This is a genomic window from Photobacterium sp. CCB-ST2H9 (genome assembly GCF_023151555.2).
Classification (GTDB): domain Bacteria; phylum Pseudomonadota; class Gammaproteobacteria; order Enterobacterales; family Vibrionaceae; genus Photobacterium.
This window is the reverse complement of record NZ_CP100425.1, coordinates 1,862,789-1,880,397: the sequence shown is the minus strand read 5'-3', so window position 1 is coordinate 1,880,397 and position 17,609 is coordinate 1,862,789. Positions and strand designations below refer to the sequence as shown.

The following is a 17,609-nucleotide window of genomic DNA, read 5'->3' as shown; positions in this document are numbered from 1 at the left end:
GATAAATAGTAAGAATTCCTTATAGCTTTCATTTTGTCAGTCATATTGACTGATACTTTTGTTATTTTTGGTATTTATTGTTGTCGATTTGCAAGTTTAAGCACAACAAGGTGCATGTTGTCATGCTTTTCCGGTATATATATATCGAGGGTTTGACAATAAGTTTGCCTAAAAAAGTTGGCGGAAATCAGCGAGTTGGCATAAACTTGTCACTAGTTAAGGTCAGGCACTGAAGAGAAGGCTATAATGCATTTAAATGCATATCGCGGTGTTTGTCTTGTAATGACTAATTCGCAGTAAGCATGTTGATGAATATGTTTACTAATCGTTCAACACAGTCTTGAGGGAGTTATCTATGGCGCTCACAAAAGCCGATTTGGCTGAGAACCTGTTTGAGAATGTGGGATTAAGCAAACGGGACGCCAAGGATACGGTGGAAGTCTTCTTCGAAGAAATCAGAAAGGCACTTGAAAACGGCGAACAGGTGAAATTATCCGGTTTTGGTAATTTTGATCTGCGAGACAAAAATGAGCGGCCTGGACGAAACCCTAAAACCGGTGAAGATATTCCAATTTCGGCACGGCGAGTGGTGACCTTTCGCCCGGGCCAGAAGCTTAAAGCACGCGTTGAGAGTATCAAAATCGAAAAGTAAGCGGTTTAAGTTAGTAAGAACCCAAGTAAGACGATTCGCTTACTTGGGTTTTTCATTTTATGGCCTCAGTCTACCTTCGTCTCATTATTACCTGCCATCATCAAGATATTGTTGAAACTATGTAGCCAAGATGTATAGTGAAATCAGTTTATTTCACTGATTTTATGACAGCATTTGGTTTTATTGGTTATTTATTCTTTATGTCTGCATAAAACAATCTTGATTTAAGTATGCCGATTGCACGGACGAGGAGGTCATGATGGCTTTGGTCAAGGCAGTACAGGAAGGAGAGTTTCTTTCCGCAACGTTGGATTTAACACGACCTTTTGAAGCCGGAAAATGGCAATTAGACAATGGCGTCAGCTGTGAGCTGACCGCACGTGGTGTGTTAACCGTGACACCGCCTTCACTGTCAGTAGATAGTAAAGATATTATTCTGTCCTCCGGGGTTCACGGGGATGAAACAGGGCCAATTGAGCTGCTTCAGCAACTGGTGAAAAAAATTATGCAAGGGGAGCTGCTCCCTAAGCATCGACTCCTGTTGATTATCGGTCATCCTGAAGCGATTAATGCGCATACCCGTTTCATTGATGAAAATATGAACCGCCTTTTTGCAGGCATCAACGAAGAGAGTAATGTTGATCGCCGGCAGGCGAATCTACTGATGCGAGCCGTAGACGACTTTTACCAGAACTCTCCTCTGGAAAACGCCGAACGATGGCATTTAGACCTGCATAGTGCGATTCGTGAATCCGCTCATTATACGTTTGCCGTCAGCCCTTACAGTGAAAAGAAAACCCGGGGACTGGCGCTGTTCAATTTCCTGCATCACGGTGAAATTGAAGCCATGATGTTATCGGGTTCTGCATCGCCAACATTAAGCTGGTACAGTGCACATTATTACGGTGCTCAGGCGCTGACAATGGAACTCGGGCGGGTCGCACGGCTGGGAGAGAACGATCTTCACCGGCTGGAGGCCTTTAATCAGGCGATGCTGGCACTGGTGTCAAAGGATTCACTGGCGGCTTATGCAGGTGACAAAGAAGTCTGTGTTTATCGTGTCACCCGCACACTGACCAAACAGACATCTGATTTTTCTTTTACTTTCCCGGCAAATCAGGCCAATTTTACTTACTTTGCTGAAGGCACAGTGCTGGGTCAGGACAACGGGGAAACTTATGTCGCAGCTGAAGGCGGGGAATCGGTTGTTTTTCCGAATCCCAATGTCGCCTTGGGACAGCGCGCCTGCTTGCTGGTACAAAAAGCAGACATTGAGCTGACGGATCAGGTCCGGGCGAAAGTCTGATTCACAGACTCTCAGCAATGGGTGATGATTGCCCATTGCTTTAAAACAAGTGTTGTCCAAATATAAAAGCAAGCCAATTGTTCTGGCTTGCTTTTCATTTATTAGCAGACACTGTATGTTTCTTTTCTGACTCCATCACACGAAAATAATCGAATTCATGCACTTAGAGCGTTTTTTACAGCGACGGAAATCCCAATGGAAATTCAGCGTCTGGCTGGTGGTTCTGTTGTTGATTGGCTGTAGTTTTTTGTCGCTGTCCGTCGGTGAGATTTGGGTGCTGCCCTGGTTGCCTCAGGGTGATCTGGAAAAACAGTTACTGTGGCAGATCCGATTTCCCCGTCTGGTCGCGGCAATGGCTATTGGTGCCGCGCTGGCTGCATCCGGCGCTGTATTACAGGTTCTTCTTGGCAATCCGTTAGCAGAACCCGGTGTCTTGGGCATATCCGGTGGTGCCAGTCTGGCTTTGGTCTTGATGCTGTTTTTGCTGCCCTGGGTGCCAGGACCCTGGCTGACGATGATTGTCGCGATGTCGGGCGCATTAGTTTTTACGCTGCTCTTGGTCAGTCTCGCCAGAGTCAGGCGGGTCTCAACCACGCGCCTTTTACTGATTGGGGTCGCGCTGGGTATTTTGTCCGGTGCTGTGGTGACCTGGGCATTCTATTTCAGTGATGACCTGAATCAGCGTCAGCTGCTGTACTGGTTGATGGGGAGTGTGGGTGGTGTCAGCTGGGGGCAGCTCAGTGTCCTTGCGATTTTGCTGCCAGCCCTGATCTGGCTCTGCACACGCGGTAAACAACTGGACATTCTGATGCTGGGAGAAATTCATGCACGTCAGCTGGGTCTGGATGTCTCTGCGCTTCGCTGGCGTTTGATTCTGGTCATTGCTTTGCTGGTCGGCGCTGCCGTTGCTTTGGCCGGTGTGATTGGGTTTATTGGACTGGTTGTTCCGCATCTGCTGCGCTTGGCGCTGGGGACAGAGAACCGTTATCTGCTGCCGCTTTCTGCTGGCTTTGGCGCGTTGCTGCTGGCTTTGTCCGATGTACTGGCAAGAGTGGCGTTACCGGCAGCAGAACTGCCGGTTGGGGTCGTGACAACGACGCTGGGCGCGCCTGTGTTTATCTGGATGCTGCTGCGTTCGCAGGCCGAGTAATTGAAGATGACAGATAAGACAGGACAAGAAGAAATCCTTCGTGCGGACAATATCGCGTTTGATACCAGATTGTTGCCACTCAGTTTTTCGGTCCGGCGGGGCGAAATTGTCCATTTCATTGGTCCGAACGGGAGTGGCAAAAGTACAGCGATTCAATGCCTTTCCGGATTATTTCACGGTTCAGGGCAGGTCATGCTGGCGGGTGAAGCGCTTTCGTCGATGGACTTGCATGACATGGCCAGATATCGCAGCTATCTCCCTCAGCAGGATAAGCCCGGTTTTGCAGTCGGGGTGTATCAGTATCTGCAACTTGCGGTGTCTGCCATTCCTGATGCCGAGGCGGAACGTGTTCATCAGGCGATTCTGGAGATCTGTCGCCGTTTGTCGATTGAAGATAAGCTGTCACGACATATTCAGCAGCTCTCTGGCGGCGAGTGGCAACGGGTCAGGCTTGCAGCGGCCTGTCTGCAAATCTGGCCGGAACTGCATTCAGAGGGGCGTCTGCTGCTGCTCGATGAGCCGGCAACCGCATTGGATATCGGTCAGGAAGCGGCTTTGTACCGTCTTCTGGCCGAGCTGTCGGAGCAGGGGATTGCGGTTGTCATGGCCAATCACGATCTGAACCGGGCACTACGGCATGCCGACAGCGTCATCATCCTTAAGCAGGGATCCTGTGTCGGAAAAGGGACACCTGAGCAAGTAATGACCGTGGAATGTCTTGAGCAAACCTTCGAGACAACCGTTGAGCAGGTTTATCTCCATGACCGGGTCGGACTGTTTTTTGGCTGATTTCTTTCATTTGGCGGAAGATTCGCCAATTGATTCGGGCCGATGAAGAAAAGGCTTGTACTTTTTATCAGGATTTGGATAATGCGCTTCGTCTTCTGAGACAAGCTTCAATAAGGCGCGTTGGCAGAGTGGCTATGCAGCGGATTGCAAATCCGTGGACCTCGGTTCGACTCCGGGACGCGCCTCCATTCGATATCTGTTCTGAAATTCTATGTTTTTCCAAAATCGGGTGGGCAAAAGCCCGCGGAACGGGCTTTCAGGAATCACGCAGGTTTGGCTGTCCAGGCTGCGCACCATCCTTCTACATTCACTAATTTACCCGGGAAAACTGAGCAGGGGCGCCATTCATCACCTTCGTTGCCCTGGAGTAACATGCAATTTCCGCAATGTTTGTCTGCATGAGGTGATTTGTGCGTATAAGTCAGCGCCGAAGCCTGCGGATCATCCTCTTCCAAGTGTGGGAGCTCTTCACTGGCCAGAGCTTTTCTCTGCAAGATTTGATCACCCAGTGTGATACCAATGATTCCTGCCATGGTCAGACGCAGGAAACGCCGGCGGTCTGTTGAAGTTTTCATCATAATTATCCTTTGATTGCTTCATTACTCACATATGGCTCGCTTCTTGAGGCGAACGGAATAATTGTGGGAAAGAATCTGAAATATCGCTAAGAAATCACGATGTTAAATTTTTGTTGATAACCATGCGTTTTGTGGTAATCCTTTGCTGTGTTCTGAACACGCAATGCATCTGATGGCACGATAAGAGTTTGAGTCGACTCAAAAAGTAATGAAGTTTAACAAAATTGTTATTGAAACATTTTGTTTACATCTTCATGCTGTACGGCGCAATCTCCCAAGATATAAACAAAGGTATTTTGATGAATCTGTTGTTAGTTGATGTGGACGGTGCGCTGGTGAATGCGCAGGGAATCGACATGAGCTGTTTTCTTCAGGCAATTGAAGATGTGCTCCACATTACTTTAGATAAATCGCGTTATCAGGAAAAATGGGTGACTGATTCAGCAATGCTGGATGACATCTTGCGTCAGTTCCCGGTGGAAACAAGCCGGTCTATCATTCATCGTCAGGTGGAGCAAAAGTATCTGGACTATTTAGCGGACAAACTGACTTCGCTTCCGGCAGAGACTGTGCTCAGCAAAGGCGCACGGGAATTCCTCGAGCTGATGGGGACTCGTCAGGACACCCATGTTGCGATTACCAGCGGCGGCTGGGCGGCAGTCAGCCGCATGAAGCTGAAAGCGGTTGGGATTGATGTCAGTAAAATGACGTTCGCCTCATCATCTGATGCACCAAGCCGGACTGAGATTATGGCGCTCGCTGCATTCAGGGCCAAACAGGATTCCGGAATGACATTTAAAAGACGGATTGTATTTGCCGAAGGGGAGTGGAACCAGAGAGCATCTCAGGAGCTGGGGTATGATTTTGTGGCCGTTGGCAAGAAACTCAGCCACCATACCCACATTCCCAGCCTGTCTTATTATCAGGCTGCATTATCCAGACTGAACATGAGTGATCCGCTCTGAATGATATCTGACTTGTATTATTGACGGTAACACACCTCTCAGTTGCTTTGGCTCTGAGAGGCCATCACCAAAGCTGGCACAATCAGCACAATACTGGTGCGGCGGCAGTTGAACTTATCAGTATGATTCTGCACATGACTTCTTGTTTTACCTTTGGCGTACCCCGCCAGGACAAAGCGAAACGTTGCGTGATGAGAAAATTTTACCCGTGCATTGTGATTTACTGCCTGCTGTTAGCGAGTAGCTTCGTCCGGGCAGATGATACGAAGACATACTGTTATGCCACACCCGATTCAGTCAGCCCTGATCTGTCGCAGATTATGTCTGTGAATACACCGGAAACAAGTCTTCTTATTTTTCAGTCGATGCTGCCTCAGGCAAGCCGATCCCATGATAAAAGCGCATTCGTTGATTTGCTGGGCGTGATTGCGCACAACTATTTCTTAATAAAAGATCCAGAAAAAGCAAAGTTTTACCTGAGGCAGGCTGAGCCCTTTCTCTCAGATGCGTCTGATCAGGCGAAACAGAATTTGTCTGATGTTCGCCGGATGTGGCATGCACAACGCTAACTTTATTCATTGTCAGTAAATTTGATATTGTGCGAAGAAAATTTGCAATAATAAACCCCGACATAGGATTTGATGCAGGTCTAGTATAAATTGAGGCAGCATTTTAATGTCACAATTTTCGCAGCATTCGAGTCTGTGTAATACGATGTCCCGATGAATTGAAGCGGAGCTGTAACTGAGATGACAACAAGGGAATGGGTCGATGCCTGGTTCCAGGATATCTGGGCAAATGCCGATAGTAACAGTCTGACCAGATACGTCTCCGATCCTTTCATTTTTCATTTGCCGGGCGGCCGTAAGCAGCAGGTCTCCCATGAGAGTTACCTTTCCTACCTTCAGTTGTGGCGGCAAAAATTTAAATCAGTTGTGTTCTCTATATCTGATACCGTCTGTCAGCCTCCGCTAACCGTGGTGAGATATCGCTGTCAGGCTCAATACCAGGGCGGCTGGCTGAATATACCGGGCAAAAAGCAGGTCATTCAGATGACAGGTATGATTCAGTTTCGGCTGGAAGCGGGTTTCATCACTGAATGCTGGTTAGAGGACAGCAGTTTTGACCTGTATCAACAGCTGACGGGCTACCTGAAGTAGGAGTCAATGGGATCTCAGGTGATACTGAAAAACGCCTTTGAAACAAAAATATAGCCTTCCAAGACCGCATTTCTAAGCTTCGCTGTCAGACTTTTTTGTCTTTTGGTCTTTTTTTGCGACAAGTCAGCACTGTGAAAAAAATAGACTTATTTGTGATAAGTGCTTTAATTATTATAATTATAAGTACTAAAAAATGACATCATTCATATGACGGAACTATGTCAACTGACTGAAGTCTTACTCATAGCAGACTTTCAAAGAATTGATGCTTATATTTGAAACATTTCGGAAAGACTGGATTAATTTAGTTTAATGAACCTTAATTATTTTAAGTAAATACATTTTTGCCCTGATATTCATACGTATTCTTATAAATATTTTTTTATTCATCGACAAGGAGTGTCAACCACCATTCATGTACATATCAATTGATGTACATGGGAATATGACACGAGTAGTTTAAGGTGAATGTGTGATTTGGGTTAGTAGTAGTCATCATGACAAGCAGGTAGAAGCGAAAGAAAACCTGAAACTTTCGCATAAGGTCGTCGAGATCTCTCCGTACGAGTTATTGTCATCAATGACAGGGCAGGAACTTGTTTTTCTTGAGGTCATTGACTCGACATCGGAAGGATTTGAATTGCTGCGGGCAGTGAAAACTCGCTTCCCTGCCGCAAAGGTCGTTGTCGTCTATCATAATCTCGACGGAAATCTGGCGTTGAACGTCCTCCGGGCCGGTGGTGAAGATGTATTACCGGCGAATGCGAGCCGACAGGAACTGGAAGAATGTTTCAGCCGCCTTCATACGCATAACATCGAAGCTGATATTGAGCCAGGATTCGAGAATCGAGAGATGTCGATCCGACCGGCACTCAAGATCATTGATGAAAACCTCAGCTCACCGTTGAGGGAAGAGGACTTAGCAAACGCATGCCAGTATTCTCCGACCTATTTTTCGCGTTTGTTCCACAGCATCATGGGCGTGACACTGAAACAGTACATTATTAAGAAACGTTTGGATCTTGCCTGCGGATTGCTGAGTTCAGATCGTGAAAAAATATCTCAGATTGCGAACTCGGCAGGCTTTAAAGATGTTTCATATTTTTCGCGAGTGTTTAAAAAGCACATGGGCTGCTCTCCGGGTGAATTCCGAATGAGAAAACACAATCTGAACCACAATTAATGTTGGTGTTCACGTTCGGGGAAAATAATCACCTTTGCAATCAAGCGAAAGAATATTCCTTATATTGTGTTTCCTGCATTACAACAGTAATGCAGTTTTTTTGATGTGATTTCTTATTTTTGAGAAAACACCTTACTTCAGTGACTTTCATTTCATCATTCCCTCTGATGTTGTACTTCTGAGACAGAATTAACTTGTCTGCCACAACAAATTTTTACACAGACAATGCTATCTTTAATTCAAAACGTAGTGAAGATTGCGCTGTTGTTTCCGGAGGTGTCCTGATGAGGCTTACCTTGTCCTTCAAACTGCTGTTTCTGGCTTTTCTGTTGTGTATCGTAATGATAAGCCAGGCTCATGCTGCTTCAAGTCGTTTACAGAAAGTGATGGACAGGGGGGTACTCCGCGTCGGAACCACAGGGGACTGGGGACCCATGACCATGCGGGATCCTGCAACAAATTTCTACAAAGGGTATGACATTGATATCACGACAGAGCTGGCTAAAGATCTGGGCGTGACGGTGGAATATGTTGCAACAGACTGGAAAACACTGGTCAGCGGGATTGTTACGGAGAAATATGATCTGACCGGCAGCGCAGCGCTGAATATCAGCCGGGCGAAAATCGTAGGCTACAGCCGTCCTTATTACTATCTGGGATTTGTGCCGGTGACGCATCAATCAATTCAGAGTCGTTTCAGGTACTGGAGCGACTTTAACGCATCTTCAGTCACTGTGGCATCGCGTCGGGGCTCTGTGGAAGAAATGATGGTGAAAGAGTTTTTCCCGAAAGCCAGACAAGAAGTGGTTGAGAGCGGCAAAGCGTATCAGGCGCTGTTGTCCAATCGCGCTCACGTGATTGTGACTTCTAATATTGAGGCTGCCACACTGACCAGCCGCTTTGCACAGCTGGCTGTGCCCAATGTCCGGGGCATGCGGCGAGCGACACCTCTGGCGATGCTGTTACCTCGTGATGATCAGGTCTGGATTAACTTTATTAACCATTGGATTGAGTTGAAGAAAACTCAGGGTTTTTTTGATCGGATCGCCGAGAAATGGGGATTGGTGGTGATGGATATCGAGTGACTTTTCGCCGGTAAGCGTTGAAAACAGATCTGGATTTGAAAAGGCACTTTAAGCCAATATGGAAGACGTGTTGATTTGGAGGTTAAGGATGGATCTGTCTCAATATCACGGTCTGATTTTCGATATGGATGGCACTTTGATTGATTCAATGCCTGCGCATCTTCAGGCCTGGCGTGCTGCATGTGAACAGTCTTGTATTCCGTTTGATCCGAAATGGCTGATGAGTCTGGGAGGCTCTCCGACAGTCAAAACCGCGCAAATGATGAATGAAAAGTATCAGCTGCAGCACAGTGTTCAGGAAGTCGCAGATACAAAGTGGCAATTCTTTGAAGCCCTTGAACATAAAGGGGAGGTGATTCCTGCCACATTTTCGCTGCTGATGCGCTACCGGGGGGAAAAGAAAATTGCCGTCGGCACAGGCTGCCGAAAGTCCAATGCGCTGGAATTACTCTCAATGACGGACATTCTTCCCTCACTGGATGCACTGGTCACGGCGGACGACGTCCGAAATCACAAACCTCACCCGGATACTTTCCTCGAAGCTGCTCAACGAATAGGCCTTGTGCCTTCTCAGTGTGTGGTGTTTGAGGACACTTCTCTTGGACGTCAGGCTGCACTTGCAGCAGGTATGGATTGTTTTCTGGTGGTTGACGGAAAAATTAAAGAGTTTACATCGGCTTCTTCCCTGGAGTGATACATTAGGTTTGTCTAAATTTATGATTCCATGCGAAATATTTTTGATTCAGTAGCAGGAAATTGATGCGATTTATTTACGACCGCACTACAATCTAACTGAGGTATATAAAAAAGGAGATGATCGTGAAAGCCTTAATTAGTCTCGCTGCAGTTTCAGCGGTAATGCTTGCGGGTTGTAGTGCATCGGTAGATGAAAGAGCAAATGACTTTGTCGATGTGAGCTACTCATTGTGTGCTGCCAAAGTGCGGGCATTCTCTCAGGGGGATGATGGCAAGATCCGGGTCGTCTGTGAAAATGACAGCTATTTCTCTGTGAAGAGTCAGCAAACACTGACTGTGATGAATGAAATCAACGGTGCATACTGTCAGGGCAAGGGCTTCAGCCATTTCAATGAACGTTCGGAATACTACACTTTTACCTGTCTGAATGACAAAAGTTTTAACATTCCCAAGTAATTGATTGAAAAGAAAAAAGCTTTGCTTTTGGCCAGACCTGAATCATTTTGAGGGTCTGGCATCATTTTATCTAGTCCCCGCACTTTCTATGGATCGCTGAAACAGGCGTACATCAGACACAAGGATTTCAGGTGTTGATGGGATAAAGACCGAAGGGAACTCGTCTTGAATCAAAAAATTCTGATTGCCGGTTTTGCGCTCACCGCAGTTTTTTGTTCTGTTTCGGTGACGGCTGCCGTTGTCCCTGACGGCGTCAAACTGGCAAAAACACAGCATCTCGTCCGTGCCAATGGCGCTGAACCCAGTACGCTTGATCCGGGCTTTGTCGGTTCAGGCAGTCCGGGCGATGTGATCGTTAATGATCTGTTCGAGGGACTGGTGATCGAGAACCTTGACGGTGAGATCATCCCGGGACAGGCAGAATCCTGGTCAGTTTCCGATGTTGGAAAAACGTATCGCTTCCAGTTGCGCCCCGGCTTGCGATGGTCAGATGGCACAGCCTTAACTGCAGCAGATTTTGTGTTTGCCTGGCGTCGTGCTGTCAATCAATCAACTGGGAACAATACCGGTTTTAATCTGGCTACAGCTAATATCCTCAACGCGAAAGCTATTCTGAATGGGGAGCACCCCCCTGAAGCGCTCGGTGTGAAAGCGCTCAATTCTCATCAGCTTGAAGTTACTCTGTCCCGGCCGACACCTTACTTCCTCAGTTTAATGAGCATTAAAACTTTCTTTCCGGTACCGGCACATGTTGTCAGCCAATTTCCGGATAGCTGGACCCGTCCGGAGCATTTTGTTTCGAATGGTGCGTATGTTCTGAAATCCTGGGTACCGAATGAACGAGTAGAGGTGGCCCGGAATGAGCGCTACCGGGAAAACGCCTCTACTGTGATTAACAGTGTGACTTATCTGGCGTTATCGTCGCAACATGCTGAGTTATTGCGATATCAGGCTGGCGAAATTCATATGACGAACCGGGTTCAGCTTGAGTATTACCAGAAGCTGATGAAAGAAAACCCGGAACAGTTAAAGTCATTGCGACTGCTGGGGGCGTATGTATACGCGTTCAATACCCAGCAACCACCATTTGATAACCCGGATGTGCGCCGCGCCCTGACGATGGCGATTGACCGGGATGTGCTGGTGCAAAAAGTCACAGGGCAGGGTGAACCGGCCGCATTTTCTGTGGTGCCGGACATTATCCCGAATTACAGGAATTATACTCCGGCGTATCAGCTGATGCGGCATGACGCACGAATGGCAGAAGCCCGTGACCTGCTGACGAAAGCGGGTTACAGCCAGACGAAGCCTTTAAACGTGACGCTCACGTACAACACCAGTGAAAACCACAAGAAACTGGCATTAGCCATTGCTGCGATGTGGAAAACACTCGGTGTAAACGTCGCACTGGAAAACATGGAGTGGAACGCTTATCTGGCCGCGAAAGCTGCTGGAGATTTTACTGTTGCACGTTCTTATGCTTTTGGTGACTATGCTGAGCCTTCATCTATTTTGAACAGTTTTACCTGTGGTCATCCCGGGAACGAAACCGGGTTCTGTAACCCGGATTTTGATGCACTGCTGAAGCAAGCGGCCGATGTCTCTGATGAACCCACACGGTACGGATTGTATCGTCAGGCGGAGCAAATTCTGGATAAAGCATCACCGGTCATGCCTGTTTATTATTACAACCACACCAGACTGGTCAAAAGTAACCTGAAAGGTTTCCCGCGTAATAACCCGAAAGGAAATATCTACGCGAAGGACATGTACTTCGTTGCCAAATGACTTAAAGAGCCTGTTTTTACAGGCTTTTTTATTGCTTGATAATTCCCTCCAAAACGACAGTAAGTTCTCACGACCATTACCAAGTGGAAAGCATTGTGAACCTTAGTTACGCTGTAACTTTTTGTGTTTCAGATATTTTTGAAGTGGGTGTTGCTTTGAGTAATCACGTAAAACGAAATTGGACAAAACTTCTTAGAGTTACAACTTAATTTAGTCAACCACGAATTAGCACAGATATGGAAAACTGTGTTGTTTGTAAACTCTCCTCTCCTGAACAGTAATCATACGACAACCATATTTCGGTCATCAACGAAGCATCTCTTTTCCAAGTCGCTATAGTACCAGCAACAATTAAGTGACATAGATAGGGAAAGTAATGATAGCCGTATTATTTGAGGCAATGGCGGTTGCCGAAAAGAGAGACCGATATTTCCAGTTGGCAGAACAGTTAAAACCACTTCTCAGTGATATCGATGGCTTTATATCAATCGAACGTTTTCAAAGCACAACTAACCCAGACAAGTTTATATCCCTATCCTGGTGGAAAGATGAAGAAGCAATCAAGCATTGGAAGAAAAATGTACAGCACAGGCTTGCTCAAGACGAAGGAAAATCTTCTATTTTCTCTGCTTACAAAATCAATGTTTTAACCTCAACTCGAGAATATTGTTCTCAATAACATAGAGATAGAAATATGCATGATATACATATAATTTTAAAAAATAGTCCCGGAGAATTATCTCGTTTTGGAGAAATCCTTGGAAAGAATGGAATTGGATTAGAAGGTGGGGGCGTATTTGTTCATGAAAATCACAGCCATGCTCATTTTCTAGTTGAAGATGGAGAAAGAGCTAGGGATGTTCTTACTGATAATGGGTTTGAAGTAATGGGAGTCGTTTCTCCACTCATACGAAAACTCAAACAAGAACAACCAGGTGAGCTTGGTGCGATAGCTAAAGCGTTAGCGGATAAAGGTGTTAACATTATTGTTCAGTATAGTGATCATGATAATCGGTTGATACTTGTAACTGATAACTATACATTGGCCGAAAATGCAACGGTTGATTGGGCAGTCTAAACTTGAGCAAACAAAGTATCTCTTCAACAGAATTATTAGACTATAGTCAGGAAACCGACATGGCAGCCTTAGCGGCTGCTATGTCGGACGCCTCTAGGATGAAAATCCTATGTGCGTTGATGGATGGAAAAGCTTGGACTGCTACTGAACTAAGCGTGATAGCAGATATTGCACCATCGACTACTAGCGCTCACCTATCTCGTCTACTGAAAGCTAATCTTGTTGAATGTTTAGCTCAGGGGCGACATAGATATTTTCGCCTCTATAGTAGCAACGTCGCTGCATTACTAGAAAATATGATGGGAATTACTTTTCAAGTAAGTAGTCCATCTCGTACCAAAGTGCCTAAAGAACTGCTAAGAGCAAGAACATGTTATGACCATTTGGCCGGTGAAATAGCGGTTAAATTGTATGATTCTCTAGTGAAAAATAACTGGATGGATAGTGAGGGCAAAGAGCTTACTGTGCAAGGGCAAGAAAAGCTCTTACAGTTAGGTATCAATATAGATGCAAAAACTAGAAGGAAAAAATGTTGTCCATGTTTAGATTGGAGCGAAAGACAGTTCCACGTTGGTGGTCACTTAGGGGCATCACTACTTAGTTTTTTTGAAAGTAATGACTGGATAGAAAGAGTCCCTGGATATCGCGAAGTTGTTATAACAAGTAAAGGTAAAAAAGAACTTCATAGGCATTTCCTCATTGATGAATAACTGTCAGCCGATAATATCCCTTGTAGATGGCTACACATTAGCGTATGTATTGAAGGTTTCAAATTCGAGTCAACTGAAGCCTACACTATTAGCATGTTTTGGGGGCAAAAATTTCTCGGTTCGTAAAACACGGACCGTACGCTACGAACCACCCTGGAACTCACTTCGGGACAATTATGATTAAGTCGACCATCAGAAAAAGCCTATCTGCTCACAACCACATACTCAGCTCCGCTGATATCGGTTATTTATCTGTCATGGGGCGATCGTGGTGACCAAGCAGGAGCTGAGTCTCAATCCCAATTTTGTTATCAGTCCTTTCTGCTAAAGATCGCAGTTCGTGGAAGGATGGGGTGCCTTCCACGGTGAGAGCTTTACTGTCTCTTACATCAGCAAGGTGACGTGAGAGCCGGTTGACCTTGATTGGCACCTGACTGTGTTTGCTGTAACCGTTTTTTCTGATGAAGAATGAAATGCATCACAACATTACTCCTGCACATGGCAATGATCTCTCCGAGGCTAACACTGAGCAGTGGATTGGTTAGGTCTAAAGGAAAGGCCAGATTTGTTTTCCTCTTGACTTGCCAGTAGCGACGTATATAGCAAGCAAGAAGGATCTTCGTTGTTTGATGGCATCACGACAACGAAACGCGTCGTTCTCAAAGCATAGTGTGTGAAAAACTGGCAAATCCAGATGTGCTGCTGTGCGTACGGAGCGCTGAAACGGGCTAACGTTGGCAGAGTTTGAGCTACATCAATCAACCTTGATTTACGCTGGTGGAGGGGGCGGGTAATACTATAATTTAAATATGAATTCTCCCACCCACATCCAGGAGATATCTCATGTTTGCCAAACGATGTTCCTATATTCTCGCTGGAAAAACACATCCAAAAGCTCAGGTTACAGTCAATCCTACTGGGACCCTTCATATCGATGTCAAAGATGAGAAGCGTGAGCTTGACGGCGATTTTGAGGATTTATTATTTAAAGAAAAAGGGAAAGTCACTGTCCTTGTTTGTCAGAAACATGACAGGCCAAAGCAGCTCTGTTGGCATGTTGAGCTCACTGGTCAGGATGCCAAAGAGCTCACGCGGCTGATTGATGATGCCGAGGAAGAATACGAGACTCTTATGAGTGATCTTTGCTGAAAGAGCCGGCATTCCCTTTCTGGCCTACCGGTTCAGGTAGGTCAGATTTAGCGTTAGGGGAAAAACAGATTGATTCGGAGTGAGTCGAGATGACTTAAAATAGGAAATCCACCAACATGCATACTTCAGCAGGCTTGTGTGAATAATCAGCCTGCAACACAGGGTAAAACCGTTATCCGTCTTTTCTCATAGAAAACCCATCCCACACAGTCAAAGCAGTAACCCGTGAACAAATTGATGCTGAATTTTATGATTAAAATTCAATTAGATACGGAATTCGTAATATCAGAAAAAATAAGCGGTTTGGGTTTTAGTTCTGTCGTGTCATGCTCTATCTTCTACGCTGACGGATTGATAATCTTTACGAGTATCGTGCTGTTGAAAGTAATGGGTCAATACGCTTTCCAGCTTCTCTAACCGCAAAGGTTTACTGATCGCTCTGTCGGCTCCTGCAGCCAGGAATTCTGAAGACGTATCCGTTGTCGCATCTGCGGTGCAGGCCAGTATAAGCCCCTGGTAATTCAAACTTTGTCTGATGAAGCGTGTTGCTTCTATCCCGTTCATTTCGGGCATTCGGTTATCCATCAGAATAGCGTCATAGTATTCCTCTTGCAGCATATCTATAGCCATGCGGCCATTCTCAGCAACAGAAACATGGCATCCTAACTTTTCACACAAATGTTTCCCTACCAGCTGATTGACCCGGTTATCTTCAACCAGAAGGACAGAAAGTTCAGACAAGTTGAATTTTTCAAGCTGTTGCGCGTTAGGATTGGCTGAGTCAGTGATTCCCTTTGGTGTCTTGATAATGGCTTGAAAAGTACTGCCAACGCCAACCTCGCTACTGACCGACACATCGCCACCCATCGCAATACAGAGATGTTTCACGATGGATAAACCCAGTCCGGTCCCACCAAAATTTTGGTTGATTGTCGCGTCAGCTTGTTCAAAGGAATTAAATATACTGTCCAGCCTGGTTGGATGTATCCCAATCCCTGTGTCTGTAACAGTAATCGTCAGTGTTTCATCGCTTTCTTTAAATTCGAGTGAAATATCAATATGCCCCTGTGGGGTGAACTTCACGGCATTGCCGATTAAGTTATATACAATTTGCCGAATTCTGGCTTTGTCGCCCACTAAGATAGTGCCATCAGGAAGATTTTTGGTATGAAGCTGCAACACGATGCCTTTTTCTGCAGCTAGCGGGTAGAAGCTGCTTGCGACAGGTGACAGCAGCTGTATGACAGGAAATGGCTCTCTGACCAGCTCCAGTTTGTTTTGCTCTAATTTAGAGAAGTCCAGGATCTCATTGAGAACGGACATCAGATGTTCACTCGATTCCAGCAAGATATTCAGGTTGGACTTCTGCGATTCATCCTGCATTTCAGAGGCGATGATCTGCGCCATTCCGATGACACCGTTCATTGGTGTTCTTAACTCATGGCTCATGGTGGCGAGAAACATGGACTTCGCCGCGGTTGCTTCCTGAGCGGTTTTTACTGCCTCTTTGAGCGCAATCTGTGCCTCTCTCAGAGCATCAATATAACGATAGAGATAAAGCACAACGACCAAAAACATAACGCAAGTAGCAAGCAAGAGCGAAGTGACCATCGCATTGTTTGCCTTGAAGATTTCATTCATTAACTCTTCGTGGATGTGCTCGATTGCTTCATCCATGTCTTCAGTCAGGATTGCTCTCTGAAGCGGTTCAATCGACGCCTGGGCTAAAGGCTGCTTTTTGGCTTTTAAAAGCTCATCGAGCAGGCCCATGTGCTCTTGTGCCGTATTTTCATATTTAGCGACAAGTGGTTGAATCTGGCCTTTGGGCCAAATAATATCAGGGAAAAGCGCTTCGATATTCAGGGTCGTCGACACAAGGTTTTGTAAATCGGAATCAAGTGCCTGTATTTGCGCTAATAAATCTTCAATGTGTTTGTTTTCACTGCCAGGCTCGGCGAGTTGGGCGTAACTCCTCATGTGGATGAGGCTCTGAGCGTGCGCGATAAACGAGCGTTCAAGCTTGCCTAAGATGTCATGTTCGACTTTGAACGAGATAAAAAACGAAACTGCTGCAGCAAAAGCAACAGCCAGGAAGCACTCAAGAGATAGAAATTTCATCACTTTATTCCTATTCATGAGCTTGCTCTTGTTGTTCTTCTACATGGAACTCCTCAACAACCGGAACCACATACGTTTCTTCAAAGTAATAGAAGTATGCAGCAACAAAAATCAGCCACACCAACACTAAACTCCATATATATCTGGCTACATTTGTCATTTTACACTTCTGAATTCAAATTGAGTTTTGATTGCCTTGAGAACAACCGTCCAAAAATTTCTTACCTGTAAGTCTAGTCAACATTTTCACGGGGTCATAAGTATGTCACAGGGGAATGAGCAAGTTCATCACAGAGCGGAGCTTACGATCGAAGCCGCCTAACAGCGCTGTGCCTGACACGGCTCAATGTGAACATCTGGACATTTGAAACTCATCCGATCTTGGTTCTGTTCATCATTTCATTGGCCACACTTCAGGTAAGACGTTCGATTTTTCATGATCATACTGCTCAGCGAGCTTCAGATTCTTCTCCATCTCCCAAAGTCTGGGAGCTGAACCATGGTCCACGATCAGAGAATGTGAAAGCGACGATCAAGAAAACATTGGATGCGGGTGCGTTTAGATAAATTTGTGGCTGACGGGCACATTTTTGCCAGCGGAATGTCACCTTGTTGGTCAATCGTGGATATGGTTTACGCTGTGCTTAGAGTCGGTTGGAGCAAGGGATTGGTTTCGCGGGTGGGGGGATGCGATACAGTTGTCTGGTCTGTCGTGCTGCTGGCATCAGTGATTCTGTCTATCGGTA

At 45.9% G+C, this 17,609-nt stretch carries 19 protein-coding genes and 1 tRNA gene; 17 read left to right on the top strand and 3 right to left on the bottom strand.

Features of this window, described 5'->3' with window-relative positions:
* The first annotated feature begins 355 nt into the window (after nucleotides 1-355).
* The 5 genes from ihfA (at nucleotide 356) to L4174_RS08705 (ending at nucleotide 4,085) form a co-directional block, all read left to right on the top strand.
* A complete protein-coding gene (gene ihfA, locus L4174_RS08725; protein ID WP_248140391.1) occupies nucleotides 356-652 on the top strand; it encodes an integration host factor subunit alpha in 297 nt (98 codons plus the stop codon).
* 256 nt (nucleotides 653-908) lie between these two features.
* Nucleotides 909-1,958 carry a succinylglutamate desuccinylase gene (locus L4174_RS08720; RefSeq protein ID WP_248140390.1) on the top strand — a complete coding sequence of 350 codons (1,050 nt, stop codon included), beginning with the start codon at nucleotides 909-911 and terminating at the stop codon, nucleotides 1,956-1,958.
* A gap of 157 nt (nucleotides 1,959-2,115) precedes the next feature.
* Complete coding sequence (gene btuC / locus L4174_RS08715) at nucleotides 2,116-3,108, top strand: vitamin B12 ABC transporter permease BtuC (RefSeq protein WP_248140389.1); 993 nt, start codon at nucleotides 2,116-2,118, stop codon at nucleotides 3,106-3,108.
* Between the two features lie 6 nt (nucleotides 3,109-3,114).
* Entirely contained in the window at nucleotides 3,115-3,897 is a 783-nt protein-coding gene (gene btuD, locus L4174_RS08710; protein ID WP_248140388.1) for a vitamin B12 ABC transporter ATP-binding protein BtuD, read from the top strand.
* A gap of 114 nt (nucleotides 3,898-4,011) precedes the next feature.
* Nucleotides 4,012-4,085 (top strand) — tRNA-Cys (locus L4174_RS08705).
* 75 nt (nucleotides 4,086-4,160) lie between these two features.
* Here L4174_RS08705 and L4174_RS08700 read toward each other — a convergent pair.
* Nucleotides 4,161-4,475, bottom strand: coding sequence for a high-potential iron-sulfur protein (locus L4174_RS08700; protein ID WP_330959438.1), 315 nt, complete (start codon nucleotides 4,473-4,475; stop codon nucleotides 4,161-4,163).
* 299 nt (nucleotides 4,476-4,774) lie between these two features.
* Here L4174_RS08700 and L4174_RS08695 point away from each other — a divergent pair, with 299 nt between their 5' ends.
* The 12 genes from L4174_RS08695 (at nucleotide 4,775) to L4174_RS08640 (ending at nucleotide 14,745) form a co-directional block, all read left to right on the top strand.
* The gene (locus L4174_RS08695) at nucleotides 4,775-5,440 is read left to right on the top strand and encodes a haloacid dehalogenase-like hydrolase (protein ID WP_248140387.1); all 666 of its coding nucleotides are present in this window, start codon (nucleotides 4,775-4,777) and stop codon (nucleotides 5,438-5,440) included.
* Nucleotides 5,441-5,574: 134 nt separating this feature from the next.
* Nucleotides 5,575-6,009, top strand: coding sequence for a hypothetical protein (locus L4174_RS08690; protein WP_248140386.1), 435 nt, complete (start codon nucleotides 5,575-5,577; stop codon nucleotides 6,007-6,009).
* Nucleotides 6,010-6,189: 180 nt separating this feature from the next.
* Complete coding sequence (locus L4174_RS08685; protein ID WP_248140385.1) at nucleotides 6,190-6,600, top strand: ester cyclase; 411 nt, start codon at nucleotides 6,190-6,192, stop codon at nucleotides 6,598-6,600.
* 472 nt (nucleotides 6,601-7,072) lie between these two features.
* A complete protein-coding gene (locus tag L4174_RS08680; RefSeq protein ID WP_248140384.1) occupies nucleotides 7,073-7,783 on the top strand; it encodes an AraC family transcriptional regulator in 711 nt (236 codons plus the stop codon).
* A 284-nt stretch (nucleotides 7,784-8,067) separates the two neighbouring features.
* Complete coding sequence (locus L4174_RS08675; RefSeq protein ID WP_330959443.1) at nucleotides 8,068-8,868, top strand: transporter substrate-binding domain-containing protein; 801 nt, start codon at nucleotides 8,068-8,070, stop codon at nucleotides 8,866-8,868.
* 88 nt (nucleotides 8,869-8,956) lie between these two features.
* Complete coding sequence (locus L4174_RS08670) at nucleotides 8,957-9,562, top strand: beta-phosphoglucomutase family hydrolase (protein ID WP_248140383.1); 606 nt, start codon at nucleotides 8,957-8,959, stop codon at nucleotides 9,560-9,562.
* Between the two features lie 125 nt (nucleotides 9,563-9,687).
* Nucleotides 9,688-10,020 carry a hypothetical protein gene (locus L4174_RS08665; RefSeq protein WP_248140382.1) on the top strand — a complete coding sequence of 111 codons (333 nt, stop codon included), beginning with the start codon at nucleotides 9,688-9,690 and terminating at the stop codon, nucleotides 10,018-10,020.
* A 165-nt stretch (nucleotides 10,021-10,185) separates the two neighbouring features.
* Nucleotides 10,186-11,808, top strand: a complete 1,623-nt coding sequence (locus L4174_RS08660; RefSeq protein WP_248140381.1) for a peptide ABC transporter substrate-binding protein — start codon at nucleotides 10,186-10,188, stop codon at nucleotides 11,806-11,808.
* 376 nt (nucleotides 11,809-12,184) lie between these two features.
* On the top strand, nucleotides 12,185-12,487 hold the full coding sequence (locus L4174_RS08655; RefSeq protein ID WP_248140380.1) for an antibiotic biosynthesis monooxygenase: 303 nt from the start codon (nucleotides 12,185-12,187) through the stop codon (nucleotides 12,485-12,487).
* A 15-nt stretch (nucleotides 12,488-12,502) separates the two neighbouring features.
* Nucleotides 12,503-12,886 carry an amino acid-binding protein gene (locus L4174_RS08650; RefSeq protein ID WP_248140379.1) on the top strand — a complete coding sequence of 128 codons (384 nt, stop codon included), beginning with the start codon at nucleotides 12,503-12,505 and terminating at the stop codon, nucleotides 12,884-12,886.
* Nucleotides 12,887-12,945: 59 nt separating this feature from the next.
* On the top strand, nucleotides 12,946-13,596 hold the full coding sequence (locus L4174_RS08645) for a helix-turn-helix transcriptional regulator (RefSeq protein WP_248140378.1): 651 nt from the start codon (nucleotides 12,946-12,948) through the stop codon (nucleotides 13,594-13,596).
* Between the two features lie 843 nt (nucleotides 13,597-14,439).
* A complete protein-coding gene (locus tag L4174_RS08640; RefSeq protein WP_248140377.1) occupies nucleotides 14,440-14,745 on the top strand; it encodes a hypothetical protein in 306 nt (101 codons plus the stop codon).
* Nucleotides 14,746-15,069: 324 nt separating this feature from the next.
* On the opposite strand, the gene L4174_RS08635 is transcribed toward L4174_RS08640, so the two are convergent.
* Both L4174_RS08635 and L4174_RS08630 read right to left on the bottom strand, forming a co-directional pair.
* On the bottom strand, nucleotides 15,070-16,881 hold the full coding sequence (locus L4174_RS08635) for an ATP-binding protein (RefSeq protein WP_248140376.1): 1,812 nt from the start codon (nucleotides 16,879-16,881) through the stop codon (nucleotides 15,070-15,072).
* Entirely contained in the window at nucleotides 16,874-17,023 is a 150-nt protein-coding gene (locus L4174_RS08630) for a hypothetical protein (RefSeq protein WP_248140375.1), read from the bottom strand. Before L4174_RS08630 ends, L4174_RS08635 begins: the two co-directional genes overlap by 8 nt.
* Nucleotides 17,024-17,609 lie beyond the last annotated feature (586 nt).